The organism is Paludisphaera sp. (assembly GCF_037189885.1).
Taxonomy (GTDB): Bacteria; Planctomycetota; Planctomycetia; order Isosphaerales; family Isosphaeraceae; genus Paludisphaera.
In genome coordinates, this window is record NZ_JBBCIR010000011.1 from 1 (window position 1) to 6,332 (window position 6,332).

Sequence of the window (6,332 nt, forward strand, 5' to 3'; positions counted from 1 at the left end):
ACAAGCTCTGACAAAACCCGCTGGCATCCGGTTTGCGCCCTGTCCCGGTAGTCCCTCTCCATCAAGGAGACTACCGCCATGGCCAACGCCAGCATCCCCGAGCAGTACTACGAGGCGGTCGCCCACCACTTGCCCCCGGAGCAACCGGTCGGCCCCAAGGGCGGCCGGCCCCGCATCGGGCACCGGGTCGTCGTCCGGGTCATCTGGTTCGTGCTCACCACCGGGGCTCGGTGGGAGGATGTCCCGGCCGAACTCGGGTGCTCTGGCCGGACGGCGCACCGCCGGCTGCGGGAGTGGGAGGAGGCCGGCATCTGGGACCGCCTCCACGTGGACCTGCTGGGCCTGCTCAAGCGGGCCGGCAAGCTCGACGCCGAAACGGTGATCGTCGACGGCGTGACGGTGCGGGCCTTCGGCGGCGGAGAGGCGACCGGCCCAAGCCCCGTCGATCGCCGCAAATCCGGTACGAAGCACACCCTGATGGTCGATCGCCACGGCGTGCCGCTGGCGATCCGCACGGCCGGGGCCAATGCCAGCGACCACAAGCAGATCGTCCCCGTGGTGCTCGACTACCCGAGGGTCAAAGGCACGCCGGGCCGCCCGAAGGAGTTGCCTGATGAGCTGTACGCCGATCGGGGCTACGACAGCGAGGGGACGAGGGCGCTGCTGCGGTGGCTGGGGATCGAGCCGCAAATCGCCAGGAGGAAGACTCCGCACGGCAGCGGCCTCGGGAAGGTCCGCTGGGTGGTGGAGCGGACGATCAGCTGGCTGAAGGGCCTGCGGCGGCTGCGGGTGAGGTATGACCGGCTGGGGGTGATCGTCGACGCCTGGACGACACTCGCTGCCAGTGTGATCTGCTTCCGTATCCTCCACCACGAATGTATGTAGTTGGACCGGGTTTTGTCAGAGCTTGTAAAGAGCGTCTCGCACATTGAGGCGACCCACGCGTCGCCGGGCCGCGCGGTCCCGGGGGAGGTCCTCGGCAGGTGGTGCTGGTCGAACAGCCGCGGCAGGAGGGAGCGAACCTCGTCATCCTCCGCGCCATGCCTCCGCGCCCGCTCGCTCTTGACGCAATAGCGGACCGACTGCCGGAGCATCGCGTGGGCCTGCTCCTTGCCCACGACGTCGAGGAGTTCCCAGGCGCGATACGGCAGGACGACGCGGTGGACCTCGGTGTCGTCCTCGACGGCGACGAGCAGGCTGTTGAACGCGTCGTCGGGCGAGCCGGCGGCGATCGCGGCGAAGGTCGCCTCGGCCTCGCCCATGTCCCTCCGGCGCACGGCCTCGCGGAGCGCCTCGCCGGGGTCGCGCCCGGCCGAGAGCGCGCCCGGCCGGACCGCGCGCAGCACCTCCGAGGGGCGGCCGCCGTGCTCCTGGATCCGGCTCGTGTTGCGGTAGAGCACCTTGAGCACCGGCAGCGCCCGGCGATCCTCGGGCATCTGACGCGCCATGTGGTAGGCCGGCGCGAGGGCCATCAGCGCGTGGAAGCCGATGTAGTCCTCGCCGCCGAAGGTCCGCGCGTTGGCCAGCGCCGCGGCGGCCACGAGCGTCTTCAGCTCGGTCCCGGCGTTGAGCTTCCCGACCAGCGCCGGCAAGAGCCGATCGACGGGCGTCTCCTGCATCTGGCCGACGAGCGGCTCCAGCCCCCCAAAGGTGACGCGGCCGTCGCCGTCGCCGTCGTCGCCGGCCCAGGCGGGGGCGAGGCCCATGTCCAGCGCCGTGCCGAGGCCGACGCTCGCGACCAGCATCCCTCGCCCCACGCCGCCCAGGAACTCGCGTCGCGTGCCCATCGTCTCCGTCCTTTCCCGCGAAATGAAGGGATCGGGATGTCCGGCGACCGTCGATGGCCATCCTATCCGGTCGCCCGGGGAAAGGGACAAGGAAAAGCATGTCGAAAAGATCGCGGGCCGCCCTTCCGGGGGCCATGCTCGCGCGGGTTGGCCGTCCCCCCTGGGGCGCGTTAACGTGGGGGAGTCGGCCCGCGCGACGACGTGTGACGCGCGGGGCGTCGGGAGGTGCCGCCATGATCGGGACGTTCGTCGCGCTGTTGCCGTGGGTGTTGCTGGGGGCGTCGGGGGCGGGGGAGGGGGGGGACGCCGCGGTCGTCTTCTCGCGCTCGTTCGACGAGGCCGGGCCGCTCGACGGGGCGGCCGTCGGGGGCGAGGGCGCGCGGGTCGTCCCCGGCGCGGGGCGGTCGGGCTCGGCGGCGTTGGTGGTCGAGCGGCCGAAGTCGGCCGGCGCGGGGTCGAGCAACGCGACGTGGACGCTGCCGGTCGAGGCGCTTCGAGGGCGTCGGATCCGGGTCGAGGCCTACGTGAGGGCCGACGACGTGGCGAAGCCGCCGCAACCCTGGAACGGCGTGAAGGTGATGCTCCACCTCAAGGGCGCCGGCGACGACTGGCCGCAGGCGGCGGTCGACGTCGGGTCGTTTGGCTGGTCACGTGTCTCCTTCACGAAGTCCGTGCCGGACGACCTCCGGGCCGCGGAGCTGGTCCTCGGCCTGGAGGCGACGACCGGCCGCGTGACGTTCGACGACGCGCGGATCGAGATCCTCCCGGCGCGTCGCGCGGCGGCCCCCTCCGGGGAGAAGCCCGACCAGCGGCACGGCCGGGGACGCCTGCGCGGCGTGATGATCGGCACCACCGTCGACGCCGACGACCTGCGGACCCTGGCGCGGACCTGGGGCGCCAACCACGTTCGCTGGCAACTCCTTTGGGGCGGCTTCCCCAAGGGCCCGGCCGACACCGCGTCCGAGGCCGAGTACGACCGCTGGATCGACGGCGAGATGGACCGCCTGGCCCGGCTCCTCCCCGTCTGCGAGCAAGAGGGGATCGCCGTCCTCATCGACCTCCACACCCCCCCCGGCGGCCGCGCGGCGGGGTCGGACGTGATGTCCCTGTTCCGCGACCCGGCCCACCAGCGGCACTTCCTGGAGGTGTGGGAGCGGATCGTCCGGCGGTTCCACGACCACCCGGCCGTCTGGGGCTACGACCTGCTCAACGAACCCGTCCCCGGCATGCTCCCCGACGGCGTGAAGACCTGGCCCGAACTGGCCCTGGAGGCCGCCAGGCGCATCCGCGCGTTCGACCCGAAGAAGGCCATCGTCGTCGAGCCCGCCCCCTGGGGCGACCCCGACGGCCTCGACGACTTCGAGCCCCTCCCCGGGATCGACGGCGTCGTCTACAGCGTCCACATGTACAAGCCCCACGCCTTCACCCACCAGGGCGTCCACGACAACCCCACCGGGCCGACCTATCCGGGCGTGGTCGACGGCCGGTCGTGGGGCAAGGAGGAGATCCGCGAGGCGCTGGAGCCGGCCCGGCGGTTCGAGCGCGACTACAACGTGCCGATCTACATCGGCGAGTTCAGCGCGATCCGATGGGCGCCCGGCGCGAGCGCCCGCGACTACCTCCGCGACGTGATCGACGTGATGGAGGAATACGGCTGGGATTGGGCCTACCACGCCTATCGCGAGTGGCACGGCTGGAGCTTCGAACACGGCCCCGACCCGAAGGACGACCGGCCGAGCGCCGCGCCCACCGACCGCGCCCTGCTGCTGAAGTCGTACTTCGACCGCAACAGGGCGCGGTGACGGGCGGGGTAGACGCGGCCCATTCGCTTCGCGTCAGGGCTTCGCCGACTTCAGCCTGGTGATGAGGAAGTCGGCCGGGGTCTGGAAGTGATCGTCGGGCGCGCCGGGGTAGGCGAGGTGGCTCTCGACCCCCTCGGCCTTGAGCTTCTCCTCCAGGATAAGGCCGAGCAACGCCGAGTGGGTCGGGTCCTTCTGCTCCTCCCCCTTCACCGGCGGCTTGTCCTGCGCGGGGTAGTTCAGGAAGACCGGCGGATCGTCACGGGTGACGTGCGACAGGGGCGAGTATTCCTCGACCCACTCGGCGACGCTCTCGCGGCCGTCGTGGAAGTTCTCGAACTGAGTCTTCCCCCCGCCGGCGTCGAAGCCGAAGGCGTGGCCGCCGTACTTCATGTTGGGGATCCACTCGCGGGTGATTTTCGGGTCGAGCGTCGTCTGGGCGCCGTTGACGGCGACGGCGGCCAGGCGGGTGGACTCGCGGGCGATCGGGTCGGTCGAATCGGGATCGGCCATGTCGTCGTGGAAGGCCAGCCAGAGCGACGAGCAGGCGCCGGCCGACCCCCCGGTGGCGCCGACGCGATCCTTGTCGATGTTCCACTCGCCGGCCTTCGAACGCAGGAACTGGACGGCCCGCGCGGCGTCTTCCAGCGGCCACTTCACCGGCGGCTCGACGCCCGCCGCGCGGGCCTGAGGGACGAGCCGATAGTTGATCGTGGCGACCGAGACCCCGGCGTCGAGCAGCTTCTTGAGGTCGGCGAACGGCTTCTTGTCGCCGCCGTTCCAGCCGCCGCCGTGGATGTAGACGACCAGCGGCGCGGGGCCGTCGGACTCCGCCTTGAAGAAGTCGAGCACCTGCCGCTCGTGCTCGCCGTAGGGGACGTTCGCATGCGTCGGCTCCACGGCGTAGGGCCGGGCGGCCCTGGCCTGGGCCTTCGCCTCGGCCTTCTTCGCCTGGGCCTTGGGCCGGGCCTTCACGGCCTGCGCGTGGGCCGACGGGATCAAGCTCGCGACGACGAGGCCGGCGGCGAGGCCGACGAGGCGGAATCGGGCGGCTGGGGACACGATGCGGTCTCCTGTCGTGATGGGTATCCGGACGCCAGTCCATGACGAGGATAACCGAGCCCGCGCCCCGAATCCGCCCCGCCCCGGCCCGCGCGGCGTGGCCTTTCGTCGGCGCGGCCTTGCGGCCGGGACGCCGGCGCGCTACAACAGGCGCTCGCGGCGATATGGTTCAAATGTCCACTGTCCGTGAGGGACGTCCGATGCCCGACCTGCTCGACGGCGAGACCATGGAGATGAAGGGATCGGGGGCGAAGCCTTACGTGCTGAAGAACACGGGGGGCGTCTACTCCTGTTCGTGCCCGGCCTGGCGGAACCAGTCGATCGCGATCGAGTCGCGGACGTGCAAGCACCTGAGGAAGCTGCGGGGGGACGCGGCCGAGCAGGACCGCGTCGGGGCGGTCCCCGCGCCGCGGCCCGAGGCCGAGGGGGGCGCGGAGGCGAAGTCCGGCCCGCCGCTCCTGCTGGCCGAGTCGTGGGACAACGCCCAGGACCTCGCCGGCTGGTGGATGAGCGAGAAGCTCGACGGCGTCCGCGCGTACTGGGACGGGAACCGGCTGATCTCCCGCCTGGGCAATGCCTTCCACGCGCCGGATTGGTTCCTCGAAGGGTTCCCGGACTCTCCCCTCGACGGCGAGCTGTGGATCGGCCGGAAGCAGTTCCAGAGGACGGTCGGGATCGTCCGGCGGCAGGATCGGAGCGACCACTGGAAGGAGGTCGCGTACCTGGCCTTCGACGCCCCGACGTTCGACGGCCCGTTCGAGGCGCGGCTCGATTCCGTGCGGGCCCACGTCGAGGGCCGTCGCCCTCCCCACCTCCGCGCCCACGGGCATTCGACCTGCGAGGGGATCGATCACCTCCGCGCCGAGCTGTCGCGGGTCGAGGCCCTGGGGGGCGAGGGGCTCATGCTGCGCCGGCCGGCGTCGGCCTACGAGATCGGCCGCTCGGTCTCCCTCCTGAAGGTCAAGAGCTTCCGCGACGCCGAGGCCCGCGTGCTGGGGCACCAGCCCGGCGCGGGGAGGCACAAGGGGAGGCTCGGGGCGCTGCTGGTGGAGCTGGCCGACGGGACGAAGTTCTCCGTGGGAACCGGCTTCTCCGACGCCCAACGCGAGCGTCCGCCGGCCGTCGGCTCGCTGATCGCGTTCCGTTACCAGGAGCTGACGGAGGCGGGGGTCCCCCGGTTCCCGTCGTTCCTGGGCGTCCGGTGCGACGTCGCCGGGCCCTCGGAGTCGGTGGAGGTCACAGCCGCGCCCGTCCCCACGACCGTGACGGCGACGGCGTCGGCCCGTCGATTCGAACTGGTCGACGGCGGCTCGGCGAAGTTCTGGGAGGTCGCGCGGGACGGTTGCGAGGTCGTCGTCCGATACGGGCGGATCGGCTCGACCGGCCAGGCGAAGGCGAAGACCTTCGCCGACGAGGCCGCGGCGTCCCGCCACGTCGCGGGTCTCATCGAAGAGAAGACCGGCAAGGGATATGTGGAAGTCTGAGGCCGTCTGGGGTCGCGAGGAGGCCCCGTGGAAAACATCGCCAAGGGGATACGCGTCCCCCCTTCTCCCCTCGTGGTGCTCTGTCGAAAACAATCCCGGGCCGGTGTTCGTAGAAGGGGCATGAAGACCAAGAGCCAGACGACCCGGCCCATGACCAAGTCGGTGCTGCGGCTGGCGCGGGAGGCCGTCGGGATCGCCCG

Annotated in this window: 4 protein-coding genes; 3 read left to right on the plus strand and 1 reads right to left on the minus strand. The window is 71.5% G+C overall.

Annotated elements, in window-relative coordinates; genetic code table 11:
- Positions 1-78 precede the first annotated feature (78 nt).
- Both WG209_RS05085 and WG209_RS05090 read left to right on the plus strand, forming a co-directional pair.
- Complete coding sequence (locus WG209_RS05085; protein ID WP_337173927.1) at positions 79-885, plus strand: IS5 family transposase; 807 nt, start codon at positions 79-81, stop codon at positions 883-885.
- Between the two features lie 1,135 nt (positions 886-2,020).
- Positions 2,021-3,589 carry a cellulase family glycosylhydrolase gene (locus tag WG209_RS05090; protein ID WP_337173928.1) on the plus strand — a complete coding sequence of 523 codons (1,569 nt, stop codon included), beginning with the start codon at positions 2,021-2,023 and terminating at the stop codon, positions 3,587-3,589.
- 33 nt (positions 3,590-3,622) lie between these two features.
- Here the strand turns inward: WG209_RS05090 and WG209_RS05095 are convergent, their stop codons facing one another.
- The gene (locus WG209_RS05095) at positions 3,623-4,648 is read right to left on the minus strand and encodes an alpha/beta hydrolase (protein ID WP_337173929.1); all 1,026 of its coding nucleotides are present in this window, start codon (positions 4,646-4,648) and stop codon (positions 3,623-3,625) included.
- Positions 4,649-4,848: 200 nt separating this feature from the next.
- Between WG209_RS05095 and WG209_RS05100 the strand changes: the two genes are divergently transcribed.
- Entirely contained in the window at positions 4,849-6,132 is a 1,284-nt protein-coding gene (locus WG209_RS05100) for a DNA ligase (RefSeq protein ID WP_337173930.1), read from the plus strand.
- Positions 6,133-6,332 lie beyond the last annotated feature (200 nt).